This is a genomic window from Streptomyces sp. NPDC004721 (assembly GCF_053601495.1).
Genome location: NZ_JBSGBZ010000007.1, coordinates 16,728 through 37,059, shown reverse-complemented (window position 1 = coordinate 37,059; position 20,332 = coordinate 16,728). Strand labels below are relative to the sequence as shown.

At 71.1% G+C, this 20,332-nt stretch carries 17 protein-coding genes; 8 read left to right on the top strand and 9 right to left on the bottom strand.

Annotated elements, in window-relative coordinates; translation table 11 throughout:
- Positions 1 to 121: 121 nt before the first annotated feature.
- The 5 genes from ACWEK3_RS07985 (at position 122) to ACWEK3_RS07965 (ending at position 6,869) form a co-directional block, all read left to right on the top strand.
- Positions 122 to 1,396, top strand: coding sequence for an ABC transporter substrate-binding protein (locus ACWEK3_RS07985; RefSeq protein ID WP_450538046.1), 1,275 nt, complete (start codon positions 122 to 124; stop codon positions 1,394 to 1,396).
- Positions 1,397 to 1,600: 204 nt separating this feature from the next.
- Positions 1,601 to 3,277 carry a glycoside hydrolase family 13 protein gene (locus ACWEK3_RS07980; protein WP_453249200.1) on the top strand — a complete coding sequence of 559 codons (1,677 nt, stop codon included), beginning with the start codon at positions 1,601 to 1,603 and terminating at the stop codon, positions 3,275 to 3,277.
- 38 nt (positions 3,278 to 3,315) lie between these two features.
- Positions 3,316 to 4,656 carry an ABC transporter substrate-binding protein gene (locus tag ACWEK3_RS07975; RefSeq protein WP_450538049.1) on the top strand — a complete coding sequence of 447 codons (1,341 nt, stop codon included), beginning with the start codon at positions 3,316 to 3,318 and terminating at the stop codon, positions 4,654 to 4,656.
- Between the two features lie 6 nt (positions 4,657 to 4,662).
- Positions 4,663 to 6,033 (top strand): ABC transporter permease subunit, encoded by a 1,371-nt coding sequence (locus ACWEK3_RS07970; protein ID WP_453249199.1) that lies wholly within the window; start codon positions 4,663 to 4,665, stop codon positions 6,031 to 6,033.
- The gene (locus ACWEK3_RS07965) at positions 6,030 to 6,869 is read left to right on the top strand and encodes a carbohydrate ABC transporter permease (protein WP_453249198.1); all 840 of its coding nucleotides are present in this window, start codon (positions 6,030 to 6,032) and stop codon (positions 6,867 to 6,869) included. The genes ACWEK3_RS07970 and ACWEK3_RS07965 overlap by 4 nt, the downstream gene beginning before the upstream one ends.
- A gap of 72 nt (positions 6,870 to 6,941) precedes the next feature.
- On the opposite strand, the gene pgl is transcribed toward ACWEK3_RS07965, so the two are convergent.
- From pgl to tkt, 5 genes are read right to left on the bottom strand one after another with little or no spacing between them, the layout of a single operon-like run.
- Positions 6,942 to 7,682: a 6-phosphogluconolactonase gene (gene pgl / locus ACWEK3_RS07960; RefSeq protein ID WP_263637384.1), complete on the bottom strand. Its 741-nt coding sequence runs from the start codon at positions 7,680 to 7,682 to the stop codon at positions 6,942 to 6,944.
- A gap of 38 nt (positions 7,683 to 7,720) precedes the next feature.
- The gene (gene opcA, locus ACWEK3_RS07955) at positions 7,721 to 8,725 is read right to left on the bottom strand and encodes a glucose-6-phosphate dehydrogenase assembly protein OpcA (RefSeq protein ID WP_453249197.1); all 1,005 of its coding nucleotides are present in this window, start codon (positions 8,723 to 8,725) and stop codon (positions 7,721 to 7,723) included.
- Positions 8,722 to 10,260: a glucose-6-phosphate dehydrogenase gene (zwf, locus tag ACWEK3_RS07950; protein WP_361411378.1), complete on the bottom strand. Its 1,539-nt coding sequence runs from the start codon at positions 10,258 to 10,260 to the stop codon at positions 8,722 to 8,724. Before zwf ends, opcA begins: the two co-directional genes overlap by 4 nt.
- A gap of 5 nt (positions 10,261 to 10,265) precedes the next feature.
- Entirely contained in the window at positions 10,266 to 11,384 is a 1,119-nt protein-coding gene (tal, locus tag ACWEK3_RS07945) for a transaldolase (RefSeq protein WP_450541580.1), read from the bottom strand.
- A 34-nt stretch (positions 11,385 to 11,418) separates the two neighbouring features.
- Positions 11,419 to 13,521, bottom strand: coding sequence for a transketolase (gene tkt, locus ACWEK3_RS07940; RefSeq protein ID WP_453249196.1), 2,103 nt, complete (start codon positions 13,519 to 13,521; stop codon positions 11,419 to 11,421).
- A 374-nt stretch (positions 13,522 to 13,895) separates the two neighbouring features.
- Here tkt and ACWEK3_RS07935 point away from each other — a divergent pair, with 374 nt between their 5' ends.
- From ACWEK3_RS07935 to ACWEK3_RS07925, 3 genes are all read left to right on the top strand, one after another.
- Complete coding sequence (locus ACWEK3_RS07935) at positions 13,896 to 14,849, top strand: heme o synthase (RefSeq protein WP_376546652.1); 954 nt, start codon at positions 13,896 to 13,898, stop codon at positions 14,847 to 14,849.
- A gap of 103 nt (positions 14,850 to 14,952) precedes the next feature.
- Positions 14,953 to 15,285 (top strand): hypothetical protein, encoded by a 333-nt coding sequence (locus ACWEK3_RS07930; RefSeq protein ID WP_453249195.1) that lies wholly within the window; start codon positions 14,953 to 14,955, stop codon positions 15,283 to 15,285.
- 96 nt (positions 15,286 to 15,381) lie between these two features.
- A complete protein-coding gene (locus ACWEK3_RS07925) occupies positions 15,382 to 16,482 on the top strand; it encodes an amidohydrolase (RefSeq protein ID WP_453249194.1) in 1,101 nt (366 codons plus the stop codon).
- A 103-nt stretch (positions 16,483 to 16,585) separates the two neighbouring features.
- Here the strand turns inward: ACWEK3_RS07925 and ACWEK3_RS07920 are convergent, their stop codons facing one another.
- From ACWEK3_RS07920 to ACWEK3_RS07905, 4 genes are read right to left on the bottom strand one after another with little or no spacing between them, the layout of a single operon-like run.
- A complete protein-coding gene (locus tag ACWEK3_RS07920; RefSeq protein ID WP_390874228.1) occupies positions 16,586 to 17,593 on the bottom strand; it encodes a COX15/CtaA family protein in 1,008 nt (335 codons plus the stop codon).
- 45 nt (positions 17,594 to 17,638) lie between these two features.
- Positions 17,639 to 18,355 carry an ABC transporter permease gene (locus ACWEK3_RS07915; protein WP_361411657.1) on the bottom strand — a complete coding sequence of 239 codons (717 nt, stop codon included), beginning with the start codon at positions 18,353 to 18,355 and terminating at the stop codon, positions 17,639 to 17,641.
- Positions 18,356 to 18,414: 59 nt separating this feature from the next.
- The gene (locus ACWEK3_RS07910) at positions 18,415 to 19,338 is read right to left on the bottom strand and encodes an ABC transporter ATP-binding protein (RefSeq protein WP_450541587.1); all 924 of its coding nucleotides are present in this window, start codon (positions 19,336 to 19,338) and stop codon (positions 18,415 to 18,417) included.
- A 31-nt stretch (positions 19,339 to 19,369) separates the two neighbouring features.
- Entirely contained in the window at positions 19,370 to 20,182 is an 813-nt protein-coding gene (locus ACWEK3_RS07905; protein WP_450541589.1) for an aminoglycoside N(3)-acetyltransferase, read from the bottom strand.
- Positions 20,183 to 20,332 lie beyond the last annotated feature (150 nt).

Here is a 20,332-nt window from a genome sequence, read left to right as displayed (position 1 = left end):
GGGGTGTCTCCGGGTGGACGACGTGAGATTGACGCCAGGCCCTAGTATCGCCCATACCTAACAGGTATACATGGCCTGAGCCGGGCGAAGGTGCCCGGCGCCGGTGTGCAAGGAGGAACCTATGCGGTGGATCCACGCCGCCGGTAGGGGCCTCCTCGTCCTGGTCGTGATCACGACCGGCTACATCTCCTCGGGTGCCCGGGCGACCGAGGGGAGCGGCGAGGGCCGCGGCCCGCTCACCCTGGCCACCGCGGGCGATCTGACCGGCTACCTCGGCCCGCTGCTGGAGGGCTGGAACCGCACCCACCCCACCGAGAGGGTCACCCTCGTCGAGCTGCCCGACGCCGCCGACGAGACCCGGGCGCAGATGGCCACCGACCTGCGCGGCGGCAACCGCAGCCGGTTCGACGTGCTCAACATCGACGTGAACTGGACCTCGGAGTTCGCCGCCGCCGGCTGGATCCGCCCGCTGCCGCGTGAGCGCTTCCCACTGGGGACCTTCCTGCCCCCGGTCGTCGACACGGCCACCTACGACGGACGGCTGTACGCGGTCCCGTACGTCACCAACGCCGGCCTGCTGCTGTACCGCAAGGACGTCCTGGCCAAGGAGGGCGTCCCGCCGCCGCGCACCTGGGCCGAGCTGGAGCACGCCGCCCGGACCATCGCGCCGAAGTACGGACTGGACGGCTACGCGGGCCAGTTCCTGCCGTACGAGGGACTGACCGTCAACGCGGCCGAAGCCGTGTACTCGGCGGGCGGCACGATCCTCGGCGACGAGGGTGAGCGTGTCACCGTCGACTCGGGCGCGGCCCGCGAGGGTATCGGCTTCCTGGCGCGCGGCTTCGCCGAGGGCTGGATCCCCAAGGAGGCGCTGACGTACAAGGAGGAGGAGTCCAAGCAGGCCTTCCAGGACGGCCGGCTGCTCTTCCTGCGCAACTGGCCCTACGCGTACGCCGTCGCCTCCGCCGAGGGCTCCGAGGTCGCCGGGAAGATCGGCGCCGTACCGCTGCCCGGACCCGACGGGCCGGGGACCAGTGTCCTCGGCGGCTCCAACCTGGCCGTCAACACGCACGCGCGGCACCCCGACTCGGCCGCGCGCCTCATCGCGTACCTCACCAGCGAGCCCGTCCAGCGCCAGGTGCTCACCGAGGGCGCGCTGCCGCCCGTGCGCGCCGCGCTGTACGAAGACCCCGCGCTCGTACGGCGGTTCCCGTACCTGCCGACCCTGCGTGCCTCCGTGCTGGCCGCCGCGCCGCGCCCCAAGAGCCCGCACTACGACCAGGTCAGCCTGGTGGTGCAGGCGGTCGTGCACGACACGCTGGCCGGGCGGCAGACCCCCGAGGCGGCCGTGCGGCGCCTCGCGCGCGAACTCGACGCCATCGCCGGGCGCTCGTAGCGCTCGTACCGCTCACAGCGGAAGCCCGGTAGTAGTTACATGTTAGGTAACGCCGCCATCACATCTGCGGTCATCCCGTCCGGATAAGTCCGGTTATGGGCAGTCAACCGCCCAGGAGCTTCTGTTCTGTTCGTTGACACCTTCGTGACACCGATACCTAACATGCATGCATAACAGCTGCCTTCACAGGAACAGGTCAATGGATTGAACAGGCATGGTTGGTGGCGCGACGCGGTGATCTACCAGGTGTACGTCCGCAGCTTCCTGGACAGCACCGGCGACGGCATCGGCGATCTCGCCGGGGTCCGGGCCGGGCTGCCGTATCTGAAGAAGCTCGGCGTCGACGGCATCTGGCTGAGTCCCTTCTATCCCTCCCCGCAGCACGACCACGGCTACGACGTGGCCGACTACTGCGGTGTCGATCCGCTCTTCGGCGACCTCGCCGAGTTCGACCTGCTGATGGCGACCGCCCATCGGCTCGGGATCAGGGTGCTCCTCGACATCGTCCCCAACCACTGCTCCAGCGAGCACCCGTGGTTTCGCGAGGCGCTCGCCGCCGGGCCCGGCAGCGAGGCCCGCGCCCGCTTCCACTTCACCGACGGCCGCGGCCCGGACGGCGCCGAGCCGCCCAACAACTGGCATGCCATGTTCGGCGGCCCCGCCTGGACCCGGATCACCGAGCCGGACGGTCGCCCCGGCCAGTGGTACCTGCACATGTTCACGCCCGAGCAGCCCGACTGGAACTGGCGCAACCCCGAGATCCCCGCCGAGTTCGAGCGGGTCCTGCGCTTCTGGCTGGACCGGGGCGTGGACGGCTTCCGCGTCGACGTCGCCGCCGGCCTGTTCAAGCACCCCGAACTGCCCGACTCCGCGGACCCGGAGGCCGACGCCCGCACCCGCGACTCGGTCAACCCGCTGGCCTGGAACCAGCCCGAGGTGCACGACGTGTGGCGGAACTGGCGTGCGGTGTGCGAGGAGTACACCGCCCGCGACGGCCGCGAACGCCTGCTGGTCGGCGAGGTGTCCGTGCCCAGCGCCCGCGAGCACGCCAAGTACGTCCGCCCGGACGAACTGCACCAGGCCTTCTTCTTCGACCTGCTCGGCGCCCCCTGGGACCCCGACGCCTTCCGCAAGGTCATCTCCGAGGCCATGCAGGACATCGCCGGCACCGGCTCCACGGTCACCTGGGTCCTCAACAACCACGACCAGGTCCGCACCGTCACCCGTTACGGCGAGGCCGCCATGGAGGGCAGCGGCCCAGTGCCCCAACAGGCAACGTTCGCCCCGTCGCAACGCCCGGCACTCGGCGCCGCCCGCGCCCGCGCCGCCGCGCTGCTGATGCTGGCGCTGCCCGGAGCCGCGTACGTCTACCAGGGCGAGGAACTCGGCCTGCCCGAGGTCGTCGACCTGCCCGACGACGTGCTCACCGACCCGATCTTCCGCCGCACCGGAAGCCGCGCCCGCGTCCGCGACGGCTGCCGGGTGCCGCTGCCCTGGTCGGGGCAGGTCTCCCCGTTCGGCTTCACCTCCGGGACCCGGAGCGCCAAGCCCTGGCTGCCGCAGCCGTCGTACTTCGCCGAGTACGTCACCGAACGTGCCCTCGCCGACACCCGCTCCTTCTGGCACCTGTACCGCGACGGACTGCAACTGCGTTCCGCGCTGCCCCAGTTGGGCGAGGGATCGCTGCGCTGGCTGGACACCCCGCCGGACGTCCTCGCCTTCGTCCGCGGCGACGGCCTGGTCTGCGCCGTCAACTTCGGTACGTCGCCCACCGCCGCGCCGGTCTCCGGCACCCCGCTGCTGGCCAGCGGCGACTGCCCGCCCGGGGTGCTCGCCGGGTCCACCGCGGCCTGGTGGATCACCGACGGCACCGACCTCTGAACCTCGTCAATTCCCCACCTTCCGAAGGGACATCAACGATGATGCGACGACGTACCACCCTGCTCACCGGCTGCACCGCCCTCGTCCTCGCCCTCGGCGCCACCGCCTGCGGCAGCGACGACCCCGTCTCCGCGGGCGGCGGCGACAAGACGCTCGACGGCCAGACGGTCACCGTGGCCGGCGTCTGGTCCGGCAGCGAGCAGAAGAACTTCCAGAAGGTGCTGGACGCGTTCTCCGCGAAGACCGGCGCCAAGACCCAGTTCATGTCGACCGGCGACAACGTCTCCACCGTCGTCGGCAGCAAGATCGAGGGCGGCAACGCCCCCGACGTCGTGATGGTCCCGCAGGTCGGTGTGCTCCAGCAGTTCGCCAAGAAGGGCTGGCTCGAGCCGCTGTCCGGCACCACCCAGAAGTCGGTGGACACCAACTTCGCGCCGGTGTGGAAGAAGTACGGCAGCGTCGACGACACCCTGTACGGCCTGTACTTCAAGGCCGCCCACAAGTCGACCGTCTGGTACAGCCCCGACGCCCTCGACCAGGCCGGCGTCAAGCCGCCGGCGACGTACGACGAGATGCTCAAGGCCGGGCACACCCTCTCCGACTCCGGGCTCGCCGCCTTCGCGGTCGCCGGACAGGACGGCTGGACCCTGACCGACTGGTTCGAGAACATCTACCTCTCCCAGGCCGGCCCCGAGAAGTACGACGCCCTCGCCGCGCACCAGCTGAAGTGGACCGACGACAGCGTGGTCAAGGCGCTCACCACGCTCGGCAAGCTGTTCAAGGACAAGCAGCTGATCGCGGGCGGCCAGAAGGGCGCCCTCAACACCGACTTCCCGGGCTCGGTGGAGAAGGTCTTCGGGCCCAAGCCCGAGGCCGGCATGGTCTACGAGGGCGACTTCGTCGCGGGCGTCGCCCACGACCAGTTCGACCGGACCATCGGCAAGGACGCGGACTTCTTCCCGTTCCCGCCGGTCGACGGCGGCAACGCGCCGGTCGTCAGCGGCGGTGACGCGGCCGCCGTCCTCAAGGACGGCAAGAACGCCAAGGCCGGCATGAAGCTCCTCGAGTACCTGGCCACCCCGGAGGCCGCGGCCGTGTGGGCCAAGGCCGGCGGCTTCCTGTCCCCGAACAAGAACCTCGACCTCGCCTCCTACGGCGACGACGTCACCCGCGCCACCGCCAAGTCCCTGGTCGCCGCGGGCGACTCCGACGCGGTCCGCTTCGACATGTCCGACCAGGCACCGGCGGCCTTCGGCGGCACCAGCGGCGTGGGCGAGTGGAAGCTGCTCCAGGACTTCCTGCGCGACCCCTCCGACCCGAAGGGCACCGCGGCGAAGCTGGAGGCCGCGGCGGCCAAGGCGTACAAGAACCAGGGCTGACCCACCATGACCGCCACCACGCTCGCGAAGGAGAAGGGCGCGGGCCCCCCGTCGCCCGCCGCGCGCGCCGAGCACACTCGGCGCGCGCGGCGGCGGGGCCGGGTCGTCGCGCTGCTGTTCGTCTTCCCCGCACTGCTGCTACTCGGCGCGCTCGTCGTCTACCCGGTGTTGTTCTCCGTCGGCCGGAGCCTCTTCGACGCCTCCGGCACCCGGTTCGTCGGCGGGGACAACTACACCGAGATGTTCCGCGACCCGGCGACACTGAAGGCCGTCCGGAACACCACGATCTGGGTCGTCGTCGCCCCGGCGCTGCTCACCGGGCTCGGACTGATCCTCGCCGTGCTGGTGGAGAAGGTCCGCTGGGCGACGGCGTTCAAGCTGCTGCTGTTCATGCCGATGGCCGTGTCCTTCCTGGCCGCCGGCATCATCTTCCGGCTCGCCTACGACGAGGACCCGGACAAGGGCGTCCTCAACGCCGCCGTGGTCTCCGTGCACGACGCCTTCAAGGGATCCCCGTCCTACCCGAGCGCCCGTGCCCGTGAAGGATTCGGGCTGACCCAGGGCCGGGACGGCTCGTACCTCACCGACGCGAGCCTCTCGCCGGGCGCCACGGTGACCCTGCCGATGGTCGGCGTGCTGCCCAAGGACCTGCCCGGCGACGCCTCGCCCGCCCGCCCGGTGGAGGGCGGGAAGGCCGCCGGGGACGAACTGCGCGGAGTCGTCTACCTGGACTTCGCGCCCGGCGGAGGCGGCACCCAGGGCAAGGTCGACCGCGGCGAGAGCGGCTTGCCCGGCATGAAGGTCGAGGCGGTGCGCGACGGCCGGACGGTCGCGAGCACCACCACGGGCTCCGACGGCTCCTTCCACTTCTCGGGCCTGACGGCGGGCTCGTACGAGGTGAAGCTGCCGCAGGCCAACTTCGCGCAGCCCTACCAGGGCATCTCCTGGCTCGGCCCGACGCTCGTCACCCCGATGATCATCGGCGCCTACCTGTGGATCTGGACCGGGTTCGCGATGGTGCTGATCGGCGCCGGGCTGTCCGCGCTGCCGCGTGACGCGCTGGAGGCGGCGCGCATCGACGGGGCCAACGAGTGGCAGATCTTCCGCCGGATCACCGTGCCGCTGCTCGCCCCCGTCCTCACCGTCGTCTTCGTCACCCTCGTGATCAACGTGATGAAGGTCTTCGACCTCGTCTACATCATCGCGCCCGGCCCGGTGCAGCAGGACGCCACCGTGCTGGCGACCCAGATGTGGCTGGTGTCCTTCGGCGGTGGCAACAACCAGGGCCTCGGCAGCGCGCTCGGCGTGCTCCTGCTGCTCCTGGTGATCCCGGCGATGGTGTTCAACGTCCGCCGTTTCCGAAGGAGTCAGCGATGAACGCGGTCAGGCGGGGCCTGGGAAACGGGCTGGTCCAGGCCGTCCTCGTGGTGATCGGCCTGATCTGGATGACCCCGCTCGCGGGGCTGTTCGTGTCGTCGCTGCGCTCGGCCCAGGACACCGCGAAGGGCGGCTGGTGGACGGCGCTGGCCGGCCCCGGGCAGCTGTCCTTCGACAACTACTCGGCGCTGCTGAGGAACTCGGGCATCACCAAGGCCTTCTGGAACACGGTGCTGATCTCGGTGCCCGCGACGGTCCTGGTCGTCGTCATCGCGGCGCTGGCCGGATACGCCTTCGCCTGGCTGGACTTCCCGGCCCGTGAGCCGCTGTTCCTGCTGGTGGTGGCGATGCTGGTGGTGCCGGTGCAGATCGGTCTGCTGCCCGTCGCCAAACTCTTCGGCCAGCTCGGCCTGTTCGGCACGATCCCCGGTGTGGTCCTGTTCCACGTGGCCTACGGACTGCCGTTCGCCGTGTTCCTGCTGCGGAACTACTTCGCCGAGATGCCGAAGGAGATGCTGGAGGCGGCCCGCATGGACGGGGGCAACGAGTGGCGGATCTTCACCCGGCTGGTGCTGCCGGTGGGGCGGCCCGCGATCGCGAGCCTCGCCATCTTCCAGTTCTTGTGGGTGTGGAACGACATGCTGGTGGCGCTGCTGTTCGCCGACACCTCCTCGCAGCCGCTGACGGTGGAACTCCAGTCGCAGATCCGGCAGTTCGGCAGCAACATCGATGTGCTGGCGCCGGGGGCGTTCCTGTCGCTGGTCGTGCCGGTGGTCGTGTTCTTCGCCTTCCAGCGGCACTTCGTGCAGGGGGTGATGGCGGGGTCGGTGAAGTGACGGCGACCCCTGGTTCGGCCTGAAAAGCAAAGTGCGGCGGCGGTGTTCCTCACCGCCGCCGCACTTTTCCGTTTACGCCGAGGCGGGTGGATACAGCGACCGTGGCAGCTGTGAGGCCGCCGCCGTGTCCAGGAGCCACAGGGTGCGGGCGCGGCCCTGGGCGCCGGCCGCCGGGGCCTGGATCTCGCCCGCGCCCGAGAGGGCCATCGCCACCGCGTTGGCCTTGTCCTCGCCGGCCGCCAACAGCCACACCTCACGGGCCGAGCGGATGGCCGGCAGCGTGAGGGAGACGCGGGTGGGCGGCGGCTTGGGGGAGCCGTGCACACCGATCACCGTACGCTCCGTCTCGCGCACCCCCGGGTGCTCCGGGAAGAGGGACGCGACATGGGTGTCCGGGCCGACGCCCAGCATCAGGACGTCGAACGACGGGACCGCGCCGTGGTTCTCGGGACCGGCCGCGCGGGCCAGTTCCTCAGCATAGGCCTCCGCCGCCGCCTCGACGTCCGCGCCGTAGGGACCGTCCGACGCGGGCATGGCGTGCACGCGCTCGGGGTCGAGCGGCACGGAGTCGAGCAGGGCCTCGCGGGCCTGCGTGACATTGCGTTCCGGGTCGCCCTCCGGCAGGAAGCGTTCATCGCCCCACCACAGGTCGAGCCGGCCCCAGTCGATCGCGTCGCGGGCGGGCGCGGCCGCCAGCGCGGCCAGCACCCCGTTGCCGTTGCGGCCGCCGGTGAGGACCACGGACGCCGAGCCCGTCGAGGCCTGCGCGTCCACGATCCGGGTGATCAGCCGGGCCGCGGCGGCCTGCGCCATCAGCTCCTTGTCGTGGTGGACGACCAGTTGCGGAGTGCTCACTCGGCGGCCTCCTCCTGGGGGACGGGCACCGCGACCGGCTCCTTCGCGGACGCCTTGGAATCGTCGGACGCCCTGGGGCCGTCCAGCCGCTCCACGCCGAACCGCAGCGCGGACGCGTACGTGTCGTCCGGGTCCAGCCGCCGCAGTTCCTCCGCGATCAGCTCGGCGGTCTCCCGTCGCTTCAGCGCCACCGCCCGCTCCGGCTGCCCCTGGATGGACAGGGTCGCCAGCCTGCCGTCGGCCCGGTCCAGGGCGATCGGGCCGCAGCTGGTGTCCATGCGGACCGCGGTCAGACCGGGACCCGCGGACCGCGAGCGCTTGACCGGTACGTCCAGCCGGTGCGCGAGCCACATCGCCAGCAGCTCGCAGCTCGGGTTGAACTCCTCGCCCTCCACCTCCACGGCCCTGACCTCGCAGGTGACCTGGTCGAGGGCCGCGGCCAGCATCGAGCGCCACGGCGTGATCCGGGTCCAGGACAGGTCCGTGTCGCCGGGCGTGTACGCCTCGGCCCGCGCGGAGAGCTCCCGCACCGGCTGCTCGGCGGCGTAGGTGTCGGTGACACGGCGCTGTGCCAGGGCGCCCAGCGGGTCCTTGGCCGGTTCGAGCGGGGCGTTCACCGGCCACCAGACGACGACCGGCGCGTCGGGGAGCAGCAGCGGCAGCACCACCGACTGGGCGTGGTCGGCCACCTCGCCGTGCAGGCGCAGCACCACCGTCTCGCCGGTGCCGGCGTCCGCGCCCACCCGCACCTCGGCGTCCAGCCGCGAGGACGTGCGGTCGCGCAGGGTGCGGGCGTGCCGCTTGATGACCACCAGCAGGCGCGAGGGGTGCTCCCGCGAGGCGTCGCCCGCGGCCTTCAGCGCGTCGTAGGCGTTCTCCTCGTCGGTGACGATGACCAGCGTGAGCACCATGCCCACGGCTGGGGTGCCGATCGCCCGCCGGGCCCGCACCAGTGCCTTGTTGATCTTGCTGGCCGTGGTGTCGGTCAGGTCTATCTTCATGGCCGGCGCCAGCTCCGTCCGTCTCGTGCGAGCATCTCGTCCGCCTCGGCGGGCCCCCACGTCCCGGACGGGTACTGCGCGGGCCTGCCGTGCTTGTCCCAGTACGTCTCGATCGGGTCGAGGATCCGCCAGGACAGCTCGACCTCCTCGGTGCGCGGGAAGAGGTTGGAGTCGCCGAGCAGCACGTCCAGGATCAGGCGTTCGTACGCCTCCGGGCTGGACTCCGTGAAGGACTCGCCGTAGGCGAAGTCCATCGACACGTCCCGGATCTCCATCGACGTGCCGGGCACCTTGGAGCCGAAGCGGACCGTGACGCCCTCGTCCGGCTGGACGCGGATGACGATGGCGTTCTGCCCGAGTTCCTCGGTGGCCGAGGTGTCGAAGGGGGAGTGCGGCGCCCGCTGGAAGACGACCGCGATCTCGGTGACCCGGCGGCCCAGGCGCTTGCCGGTGCGCAGGTAGAAGGGGACACCCGCCCAGCGGCGGTTGTCGATCGCCAGCTTGACGGCCGCGTACGTGTCGGTCTTCGACTTCTTGTCGATGCCCTCTTCCTCGAGGTAGCCGATGACCTTCTCGCCGCCCTGCCAGCCCGCCGCGTACTGCCCGCGCACGGTGGACTTGCCCAGGTCCTTGGGCAACTTCACCGCGCCGAGCACCTTGGTCTTCTCCGCGGCCAGCGCGTCCGCGTCGAAGGAGGCGGGCTCCTCCATCGCGGTCAGGGCCAGGAGTTGCAGCAGGTGGTTCTGGATGACGTCGCGGGCGGCGCCGATGCCGTCGTAGTAGCCGGCCCGGCCGCCGATGCCGATGTCCTCGGCCATGGTGATCTGCACATGGTCCACGAAGGACCGGTTCCAGATCGGCTCGAACATCGTGTTGGCGAAGCGCAGCGCCAGGATGTTCTGGACGGTCTCCTTGCCCAGGTAGTGGTCGATGCGGAAGACCTGGTCCGGGGCGAAGACCTCGTGCACGATCGAGTTGAGCTCCTCGGCCGACCTCAGGTCGTGGCCGAAGGGCTTCTCGATGACCGCGCGCCGCCACGAGCCGTGGCTCTGGTCGGCGAGCTGGTGCTTCTTCAGCTGCTGGATGACCACCGGGAAGGACTTCGGCGGCACCGACAGGTAGAAGGCGAAGTTGCCGCCCGTGCCCTGTGCCTTGTCCAGCTCCTCGATCGTGCCGCGCAGCCGCTCGAACGCGTCGTCGTCGTCGAAGGTGCCCTGCACGAAGCGCATCCCCTGGATGAGCTGCTGCCAGACCTCCTCCCGGAACGGCGTGCGCGCGTGCTCCTTGACGGCGTCGTGCACGACCTGGGCGAAGTCCTCGTGCTCCCAGTCGCGGCGGGCGAAGCCGACGAGCGAGAAGCCCGGCGGCAGCAGACCCCGGTTGGCGAGGTCGTACACCGCGGGCATGAGCTTCTTGCGCGACAGGTCGCCCGTCACACCGAAGATGACCAGGCCCGACGGCCCCGCGATACGCGGGAGCCGTCGGTCGGCGGGGTCACGGAGCGGGTTCGCTCCGGTGACGGAAAGGGGCGCCAAGGTTCTCAGTCCTCCGCGGGAGCGAGGCGCTCCAACTCCGCCTCGGTGGACTTGAGCAGGTCGTTCCAGGACGACTCGAACTTCTCGACGCCCTCGTCCTCCAGGACCTGGACCACGTCGTCGTACGAGATCCCGATCCCCTCCAGCGCGTCGATGTCCGCGCGGGCCTGCTCGTAGGTGCCGGTGACCGCGTCGCCGCGGATCGCGCCGTGCTCCTCGGTGGCCTCCAGCGTGGCCTCGGGCATGGTGTTCACCGTGTTCGGCGCCACCAGCTCCTCGACGTACATGGTGTCCTTGTACGCCTTGTCCTTCACCCCGGTGGACGCCCACAGCGGACGCTGCTTGTTGGCGCCCTGCCGCTCCAGCGCGCTCCACCGGTCGGAGGCGAAGACCTCCTCGTACGCCTCGTAGGCCAGACGCGCGTTGGCCACGCCCGCCTTGCCGCGCAGCGCCTTGGCCTCGGCGGTGCCGAGCTCGTCGATCCGCCGGTCGATCTCGGTGTCCACGCGGGACACGAAGAAGGACGCCACCGAGTGGATCTTCGACAGGTCCAGGCCGCGCTCCCCGGCCTTCTCCAGGCCGCTCAGGTACGCGTCCATCACCGCGCGGTAGCGCTCCAGCGAGAAGATCAGGGTGACGTTGACGCTGATGCCGTTGCCGATGGTCTCGGTGATCGCCGGCAGGCCCGCCCTGGTGGCCGGGATCTTGATGAGCGTGTTGGGCCGGTCGACCAGCCAGGCCAGCTGGCGGGCCTCGGCCACCGTCGCCCTGGTGTTGTGCGCCAGGCGCGGGTCCACCTCGATGGACACCCGGCCGTCCTTGCCGCCGGTGGCGTCGAAGACCGGGCGCATGATGTCGGCGGCGTCCCGGACGTCCGCCGTGGTGATCATGCGGATGGCCTCTTCCACCGTGACTCGGCGGGCGGCCAGGTCAGCGACCTGCTTTTCGTAGCCGTCCCCCTGCGAGATCGCCTTCTGGAAGATCGTCGGGTTGGTGGTGACGCCCACGACGTGCTGCTGGTCGATCAGCTCGGCGAGGTTGCCGGACGTGATCCGCTTGCGCGACAGGTCGTCCAGCCAGATCGCGACGCCTTCGTCGGAAAGGCGCTTCAGTGCGTCTGTCATGGAAATTGCATCTCCTACGGGTCGTGTATGAGCGTCAGCGCTGGGCGGCGGCGATGGATTCCCGGGCCTTGTCGGCCACGTTCTCCGCGGTGAAACCGAACTCGCGGAAGAGCACCTTGGCGTCGGCCGAAGCACCGAAGTGCTCGAGGGAAACGATGCGGCCGGCGTCTCCCACGTACTTGTGCCAGGTCAGACCGATACCTGCCTCGACCGCGACGCGTGCCCGCACGGCCGGCGGCAGCACGCTGTCCCGGTACCCCTGGTCCTGCTCCTCGAACCACTCCACGGACGGCATGGACACCACCCGGGTGGGGACGCCCTCGGCCTGGAGCCGCTCACGGGCCTCCACGGCCACGTGCACCTCGGAACCGGTGGCGATCAGGACGACCTGCGCCTCGGTGTTCTGCCCGTCGGGCCCCTCGGCCTCGAACATGACGTAACCGCCGCGCGCGGCGTCGTCGTTGGGCTCGTACGTCGGCACGCCCTGGCGGGTCAGCGCCAGACCGTGCGGGGCGCCCTTGCCGAACTCCTTCGTCCAGCGGCGCAGGATCTCGCGCCAGGCGATCGCGGTCTCGTTGGCGTCGGCCGGGCGGACGATGTTCAGGCCCGGGATGGCGCGCAGCGAGGCCAGGTGCTCGACCGGCTGGTGGGTGGGGCCGTCCTCGCCCAGGCCGATGGAGTCGTGGGTCCAGACGTACGTCACCGGCAGGTGCATCAGGGACGACAGGCGCACCGCGTTGCGCATGTAGTCGGAGAAGACCAGGAAGGTGCCGCCGTAGACGCGGGTGTTGCCGTGCAGCGTGATGCCGTTCATCGCCGCGGCCATCGCGTGCTCGCGGATGCCGAAGTGGATGGTGCGCCCGTACGGGTTCGCCTCCGGCAGCGGGTTGCCCTCGGGCAGGAACGACGAGGTCTTGTCGATGGTGGTGTTGTTCGAGCCGGCAAGGTCCGCCGAGCCGCCCCACAGCTCCGGGATCACGTCGCCGAGCGCCTGGAGCACCTTGCCGGACGCGGCGCGCGTGGCCAGGCCCTTGCCCGCCTCGAACACCGGGATCTTCTCGTCCCAGCCGGCGGGCAGTTCGCCCGCGGCGATCCGGTCGAACTCGGCGGCCCGCTCGGGGTTGGCCTCGCGCCAGACCTGGAGCGTCTTCTCCCACTCGGCCCTGGCCCGGCGGCCCCGCTCGACAGCGGCGCGGGTGTGGTTCAGGACCTCGTCGGAGACCTCGAAGTGCTGCTCGGGGTCGAAGCCGAGGACGCGCTTGGTGGCCGCGACCTCCTCCTCGCCCAGCGCCGAGCCGTGCGCGGCCTCGGTGTTCTGCGCGTGCGGGGCCGGCCAGGCGATGATCGAGCGCATCGCGATGAAGGACGGCCGGTCGGTGACGGCCTTGGCCGCCTCGACGGCCGCGTGGATCGCCTGCGGGTCGAGGTCGCCGTCCTCCTTGGCCTCCACGCGCTGCACGTGCCAGCCGTAGGCCTCGTACCGCTTGACGGTGTCCTCGGAGACGGCCGTCTCGGTGTCGCCCTCGATCGAGATGTGGTTGTCGTCCCACAGCAGGATGAGGTTGCCGAGCTTCTGGTGGCCGGCCAGCGAGGACGCCTCGGCGGAGATGCCCTCCTGGAGGCAGCCGTCACCGGCGACGCAGAAGACGAAGTGGTCGAACGGGGACTCGCCCGCGGGGGTCTCCGGGTCGAACAGGCCGCGCTCGTAGCGGGCGGCCATGGCCATGCCCACCGCGTTGGCGACACCCTGGCCGAGCGGGCCGGTCGTGGTCTCCACGCCCGCCGTGTGCCCGTACTCCGGGTGGCCGGGCGTCTTCGAGCCCCAGGTGCGGAAGGACTTCAGGTCGTCCAGCTCCAGCCCGAAACCGGCCAGGTACAGCTGGGTGTAGAGGGTCAGGGAGGAGTGGCCGGCGGACAGTACGAAACGGTCGCGCCCCGCCCACTGCGGATCGGCCGGGTCGTGCCGCATCACCTTCTGGAAGAGGGTGTAGGCGGCGGGAGCCAGACTCATCGCCGTGCCGGGATGGCCGTTGCCGACCTTCTGTACGGCATCGGCGGCCAGGACGCGCGCGGTGTCCACGGCACGCTGGTCCAACTCGGTCCACTCGAGGACTGTGGTGGTCGGCTTGGTGCTCACCCTGGGTCAGGGCTCCTCTCCACATGTCGGATGCCGGCGTACGGGGGGACCGCGCACCGGTTTGCCGGCCTTCTCGGCGTCGGCCGGCGTTGTCGAGCCTATCCCGTCAGAACGTGCGTTTTTCCGCGTCGTTCCAGAGTGCCGGGACTCTCGGAGATCCGCCTCCCCGCTGGTCGGAATCGCATTCGGCACATGAATACGGAGCTGCTCATTCGATCGCTCAATCGAGCCGGATCGCGCCCTTCCGGAGGGCCTCGCCAACACGACCCGACCCCCGCGAATGTCCGGGTCTGGGCAACGTCTACAGTGGCGTGGTACGCGCGAGTCCTTACCGTCGGTTCACACGGGCGGCTCGCTGGGAGTCTCTGTCAGGGGTGTGCGTGACGGCCGTCGAATCCCGTCCAGCGGGGGTACTCGGTGCGAGCCAGAGCCCGAGTCACCGGCCGTTCGGGGCCCGTGTCAAGGCGTTTGTGGCGCTGACCAAGCCGCGGATCATCGAACTGCTGCTGATCACCACCGTTCCGGTGATGTTCCTGGCGCAGCGGGGCGTGCCCGATCTGGGGCTGGTCCTGCTCACCTGTGTCGGCGGCTACCTGTCCGCGGGCGGCGCCAACGCGCTGAACATGTACATCGACCGCGACATCGACGCGCTCATGGACCGCACCTCCCAGCGCCCGCTGGTCACCGGCATGGTCAGCCCGCGCGAGTGCCTGGCCTTCGGCATCGCGCTGGCGGTCGTCTCCACACTGCTGTTCGGCCTCACCGTCAACTGGCTGTCCGCGTGGCTGTCGCTCGGAGCGCTCCTCTTCTACGTCGTCGTCTACACGATGATCCTCAAGCGCCGTACGTCGCAGAACATCGTGTGGGGCGGCATCGCCGGCTGCATGCCGGTGCTGATCGGCTGGTCCTCGGTCACCAACTCGATGTCCTGGGCGCCCGTCATCCTCTTCCTCGTCATGTTCTTCTGGACGCCGCCGCACTACTGGCCGCTGTCCATGAAGGTGAAGGACGACTACGCGCGCGTGGGCGTGCCGATGCTGCCAGTCGTCGCCTCCAACAAGGTGGTCGCCCGCCAGATCGTGCTCTACAGCTGGGTGATGGTGGGGGTCTCGCTGCTGCTGACCCCGCTCGGCTACACCGGCTGGTTCTACACGGCGGTGGCGCTGGCGGCGGGCGGCTGGTGGCTGTGGGAGGCGCACGCGCTGCAGAACCGGGCCAAGGCCGAGGCGACCGGCGCGAAGCTGAAGGAGATGCGGCTGTTCCACTGGTCCATCACCTATGTGTCGCTGCTGTTCGTGGCGGTGGCGGTGGATCCGTTCCTGCGCTGACCCCGCGTACGGGTCGTAGCGGTTTCCCCCGGGCGGGGTGCGTGGTCAAGGCCACGCACCCCGCCCGTCGCCGTTTGATCTACTCGTGGGTAGCATCCTGGCCATGGCAGACACGCAGCAGGTTGACCCCAAGGCCGAGCGCAGGGCCGCCCGCCTCGCCCGGCGGATCGGCTCCTTCTCCAAGGCTCACGGAGGCGCCGAGGGACAGGTCGCGTACCTCGGGGAGCGCGGCGCCAGGATCGTCCTGGTCGGCGAGGACGGCACCTGGGGCGACCTCGTGGCCCCGACGTACGCCATCGCCGAGCAGGCGGTGGAGAAGTCCGGGATCACCGTCCACGAGGCGTTCGACGGTGAGTTCGCGGCCAAGGTGCGGACGGGCCCGTACGAGTGGACCCGTATGGCGGGCCTCCAGCTGGGCGGCCCGTCCAGCGGCTGACCGGATCCGGGCGACCCGGGTCAGCCCCAACACCTGACGGCCGGTTCACCCGTTAGGGCCTGACGGAGGCAGTGGGCCCAGCGTCGGGAGAACCGGATGATCGAAACGCCGTCCCTCGTGGATCAGCACTGCCACGGGGTCCTGAGAACGGAGCTGGGCCTCGGCACCTTCGAGGCCCGGCTGGCCCGCACCGAGGGTCCGCCCGCGCCGGGCACCACACTCTTCGACACCCAGACCGGTTTCGCCCTGCGCCGCTGGTGCCCGCCGCTGCTCGGCCTGGAACCGCACTGCCCGCCCGCGCGCTATCTCGCCCGGCGCCGGGAACTCGGCGTGCTGGAGGCCGGCCGCCGCCTGTTGCGCGGCAGCGGCATCACCACCTACCTCGTCGACACGGGGCTGCGGGGCGATCTGACCGGGCCCGGTGAGATGGCGGCCGCGGGCGACGCGGCCGCACACGAGATCGTGCGCCTGGAACCGCTGGCCGAGCAGGTCGCCGACACCTCCGGCACCGTCGATTCGTTCCTCACCAACCTCGCCGAGGCGGTGCACGGTGCCGCCGCGCACGCTGTCGCCTTCACCTCCGTGGCCGGCGTACGGCACGGGGCGGCGCTCGCGCCGGAGCCGCCCGGCCCGGGGGAGGTGCGGGGCGCGGCGGGCCGCTGGCTGGCAGGGCGGCGGGCCGGCGGGGAACTGAGCGATCCGGTGCTGCTGCGGCACCTGCTGTGGATCGCCGTGGCCTGCGGGCGGCCGCTCCAGCTGCACGCGGGGCTCGGCGGGCCGGGCTCAGCCGGTACGGATCCGCTGCCGCTGACGGACTTCGTCCGGGCGACGGCGGGCCTGGGCACGGATCTCGTCCTGCTGTACGGCCATCCGTACCACCGCCACGCCGCCCACCTCGCCGGCCTCTTCCCGCACGTCTACGCCGACTCGGGTGCCGCACTGGCCCGCACCGGCGGCCGCGCCGCGACGGTCCTCGCGGAGATCCTGGAGCTGGCCCCGTTCGGCAAGGTCCTGTTCTCCAGCGGGGCACATGGGCTGCCCGAACTGCATGTGGTGGGCGCACACCTGTTCAGGGAGTCCCTGGAGAGGGTGCTCGGGGGGTGGGTCGCCGAGGGCGCCTGGTGCCCCGCCGACGCACAGCGCGTGGCGGCGATGGTCGCGGCGGAGAACGCCATGCGGGTGTACGGGCTGGGGTGAATCCCCGGCTGAACCCCGGTTGAACCCCGGCGCGGCCCGGCTTCAGGCCTGCCGGCCTCCGGCGGTCCGGCTCCGTGCCCGGCTGACCCCCGGCGGTCCGGCCTCAGGCCTTCGCCAGCGTCGCCTCGGTGGCGGGTCCCGGCAGGTCGGCGACCGCCTCCGGCCGCTCGCGCAGCGACAGCAGCACGCGCAGCACCCAGATCCACATGACGCACGAGCCCAGCATGTGCAGGCCGACCAGGACCTCGGGCAGGTGCGTGAAGAACTGGACATAGCCGATGGCGCCCTGGCCCAGCAGGATCAGGAACAGTTCACGGGTCCGCGCCAGCGGGCCCCGCGGCGCGTCGACGGCCTTGAGGATGAACCACAGGGCGAACGTCAGCGTGATCACGATCCACGCCAGCACTGCGTGCAGCTTGGCGACCGTCTGCCAGTCGATCGGGATACGGGAGACCTCCTGGGAGTCGCCCGCGTGCGGACCGGCGCCCGTGACCACCGTGCCCACCGCGATCAGCAGCACGCTCGCGAGGACCAGGAACCACACCAGTTGCCGGACCGGTTTGCCGACCAGCGGGCGCGGCTCGGCGTCACCCTCGCGGGTGCGCTGCCACATCACCGCGGCGACCGCGATCAGCGCCGAGGAGAGCAGGAAGTGCGCCGCGACGGTGTACGGGTTCAGGCCGACGAGGACGACGATGCCACCGAGCACCGCGTTGCCCATGACCACCCAGAACTGCGCCCAGCCCAGCCGGGTGAGGCCGCGCCGCCACGGCTTCTGGGCGCGCGCGGCGACGATCGCCCAGCCCACGGCGGCGCACAGCACGTACGTCAGCATCCGGTTGCCGAACTCGATCACGCCGTGCACACCCATCTCGCGGGTGGTGGTCAGCGAGTCGTCCGTGCAGGTGGGCCAGGTCGGGCAGCCGAGGCCCGAGCCGGTCAGGCGGACGGCGCCGCCGGTGACGACGATGACCACCGCCATCACCAGCGCGGAGAGGGCCGCCCGCTGGACGGTCCTCGGATGCGGGGTCCAGCGTTCGGCGATGAAGGCGAGCGGGTTGCGCGCGGCGGACACGACGTCGGCGCGGGTCAGGTTTGGCACGCGATCCATCGTAGGCGTCCGCTTGTGCACTGTTTCACGAGGGTCCATCGCGCCTTACTCCCAGCGGAAGAACTTTCCGGCGGCCGCGAGCCCCGCCACCGCCCAGACGGCGAGGACCGCCAGGTTGCCCCACGGCATCCCGGCACCGTGCTGAAGCACGTCCCGCAGTCCGCCGGAGAGCGCCGAGATGGGCAGCAGGCCGAGCACGTCCTGGGCGGCGGGCGGGAACTTGTCCAGCGGGACGACCACCCCGCCGCCGACCAGCAGCAGCAGGAAGACCAGGTTGGCGGCGGCCAGCGTGGCCTCCGCCTTCAGGGTCCCCGCCATCAGCAGGCCCAGCCCGGAGAAGGCGGCCGTGCCGAGGACCATCAGCAGGAGCACGGCGAACGGGTTGCCGTGCGGCGACCAGCCGAGCGCGAACGCGATCACGGTCAGCAGCACGACCTGGAGCACCTCGGTGACCAGCACCGACACCGTCTTGGCGGTCATCAGCCCCCAGCGCGGCAGCGGCGAGGCGGCCAGCCGCTTCAGCACGCCGTAGCGCCGCTCGAAGCCGGTGGCGATGGCCTGCCCGGTGAACGCGGTCGACATCACGGCGAGCGCCAGGACACCGGGGGTGAGGAAGTCCACGGCCCTGCCCGCGCCGGTGTCGACGATGTCCACGGAGCTGAACAGCACCAGCAGCAGCGTGGGAATGACGACGGTGAGCAGCAGCTGCTCACCGTTGCGCAGGAGCATCTTCGTCTCCAGCGCCGCCTGCGCCGCGATCATGCGGGTCAGCGGGGCCGCGCCGGGCTTCGGGGCGTAGGTACCGGTGGCGGTGGCGGTGGTCACGAACGAAGCTCCTTGCCGGTCAGCTCCAAGAAGACGTCTTCCAGGGTGTGCCGCTCCACGGAGATGCGGTCCGGCATCACGCCGTGCTGGGCGCACCAGGACGTCACGGTGGCGAGCAGTTGCGGGTCGACCTTGCCGACGACGCGGTAGGAGCCCGGGGTCAGCTCGGCGGCCGAGGAGTCGGCGGGCAGTGCCTTGAGGAGGGAGGCGACGTCGAGTCCCGGGCGGCCGGTGAAGCGCAGGGTGTTCTCGGCGCCGCCGCGGCACAGCTCCTCCGGGGAGCCCTGGGCGATGACCCGGCCGGCGTCGATGATCGCGACGTCGTCGGAGAGCCGCTCGGCCTCCTCCATGTAGTGCGTGGTGAGGATCACCGAGACACCGTCGGCGCGCAGGTCGCGCACCAGGTCCCAGGTGGCCCGGCGGGCCTGCGGGTCGAGTCCGGCGGTCGGCTCGTCGAGGAAGACCAGTTCGGGCCGGCCGACGACGGCCATGGCGAGCGCGAGCCGCTGCTGCTGGCCGCCGGACAGCCGGCGGTAGGAGGTCCGCCCGCAGCCGCCGAGCCCGAGCCGTTCCATGAGGGCGTCGACGTCCAGCGGGTGGGCGTGCAGCTTGGCGACGTGGCGCAGCATCTCGTCGGCCCGGGCGCCGGAGTACACGCCACCGGACTGGAGCATCACGCCGATACGGGGTCTGAGCTGCGCGGACTGTCTCACGGGGTCGAGGCCCAGGACGCGTACCGTGCCGGAATCCGGCCGCCGGTACCCCTCGCAGGTCTCGACCGTCGTCGTCTTGCCCGCCCCGTTGGGACCGAGCACGGCGGTCACACCCGCCCGGGCCACCAGGTCGAGGCCGTCCACCGCGGTCTTCGCGCCATACCGCTTCACCAAGGCCTGGACCTGGACCACGGGCTCACTTCGCATGAGGCCAAAGTCTAGGTACGCGCCGGACGGCTCAGGCGGCCGGGTGCGGGAAGTCGTCCTCCCGGGGCCGGTGCACCGCGAGCCACCGCTCCGCGTACGCCACCGCGTCCGCCACGGGGAACAGCCGCGACCGGGCGGCGCCCACCGTCCCGCGGACCACCGGCCGGTCACGTTCGAAGTCGTGCCCGAGCTCGTCGAACCGCTCGGAGGTGATGGACACGTCGGTGACGACCTCCCAGCCGTGCGGCCCCGGCCGGCCCACCTGGACGAGCGGCGCGGGGATCCGGTACTCGGCCAGGTGGAAGCAGGTGCAGGAGTCGTATCCGGCGCCCAGCAGCAGCACCCGGGCACCGAGCGCCTCCAGCCGGGCGAGCGGGCTGCGCTCGCCCAGCCGGCAGTCGGTGGCGTGCCCGCCGACGATCGCGGCGGCGCGGGGGCCGATCGCCGCGAACGAGGTCTGCGGGTGCGCGCTGCGCAGAGCGCCCGGCCAGGTGCGCACGGTCTCCGGGATCACTCCGACCCCGAACGCGGGGGTGATGCGGGGGTCGTAGGCGGGCATCGTGGCCCGGATGGTGTCCCACCACTCCTCGGGCACCGGCGGTCTGCTCCACCACGCCGGGTCGGAGAGGTCGCCGGAGTGGGTGGGGACCACGAGCGTGCCGTCGGGACCGAGCGCGTCGAGCAGTCCCCGGACGACCGCGACCGGGCCGCCGCAGACCCAGCCGAGCGATCTGAGGGAGGAGTGGACGAGGAGGGTCTCGCCGGGGCGTACGCCGAGGTCACGCAGCTCTTCGGCGACCGTGTCCCGGGTGACGAGCGGGCCGGCCGGCGGGGGTGTGGGCATGGCCGGGCAGTCTGGCGCATCGCGTCGGCGGGTGCCACCCGTTTGATCGATCGGAGATCGTTTCCGCAGGTGGGATTAGGTTTGCCTAAGTGATGCAGGGCACCGCCCGGGCGGACCAGGGCCGCTTGTCAGGTCTCGAGGAATTACGCA

Coding starts and splice junctions, on each gene's coding strand:
- ACWEK3_RS07910 (WP_450541587.1), bottom strand. CDS start 19,338: ATGCGAAGTGAGCCCGTGGTCCAGGTCCAGGCCTTGGTGAAGCGGTAT.
- ACWEK3_RS07905 (WP_450541589.1), bottom strand. CDS start 20,182: ATGCCCACACCCCCGCCGGCCGGCCCGCTCGTCACCCGGGACACGGTC.
- tal (WP_450541580.1), bottom strand. CDS start 11,384: ATGACAGACGCACTGAAGCGCCTTTCCGACGAAGGCGTCGCGATCTGG.
- ACWEK3_RS07920 (WP_390874228.1), bottom strand. CDS start 17,593: ATGGATCGCGTGCCAAACCTGACCCGCGCCGACGTCGTGTCCGCCGCG.
- ACWEK3_RS07930 (WP_453249195.1), top strand. CDS start 14,953: ATGGCAGACACGCAGCAGGTTGACCCCAAGGCCGAGCGCAGGGCCGCC.
- ACWEK3_RS07965 (WP_453249198.1), top strand. CDS start 6,030: ATGAACGCGGTCAGGCGGGGCCTGGGAAACGGGCTGGTCCAGGCCGTC.
- pgl (WP_263637384.1), bottom strand. CDS start 7,682: ATGGCGCAGGCCGCCGCGGCCCGGCTGATCACCCGGATCGTGGACGCG.
- ACWEK3_RS07915 (WP_361411657.1), bottom strand. CDS start 18,355: ATGATCGCGGCGCAGGCGGCGCTGGAGACGAAGATGCTCCTGCGCAAC.
- opcA (WP_453249197.1), bottom strand. CDS start 8,725: ATGAAGATAGACCTGACCGACACCACGGCCAGCAAGATCAACAAGGCA.
- ACWEK3_RS07970 (WP_453249199.1), top strand. CDS start 4,663: ATGACCGCCACCACGCTCGCGAAGGAGAAGGGCGCGGGCCCCCCGTCG.
- ACWEK3_RS07925 (WP_453249194.1), top strand. CDS start 15,382: ATGATCGAAACGCCGTCCCTCGTGGATCAGCACTGCCACGGGGTCCTG.
- ACWEK3_RS07975 (WP_450538049.1), top strand. CDS start 3,316: ATGATGCGACGACGTACCACCCTGCTCACCGGCTGCACCGCCCTCGTC.
- ACWEK3_RS07985 (WP_450538046.1), top strand. CDS start 122: ATGCGGTGGATCCACGCCGCCGGTAGGGGCCTCCTCGTCCTGGTCGTG.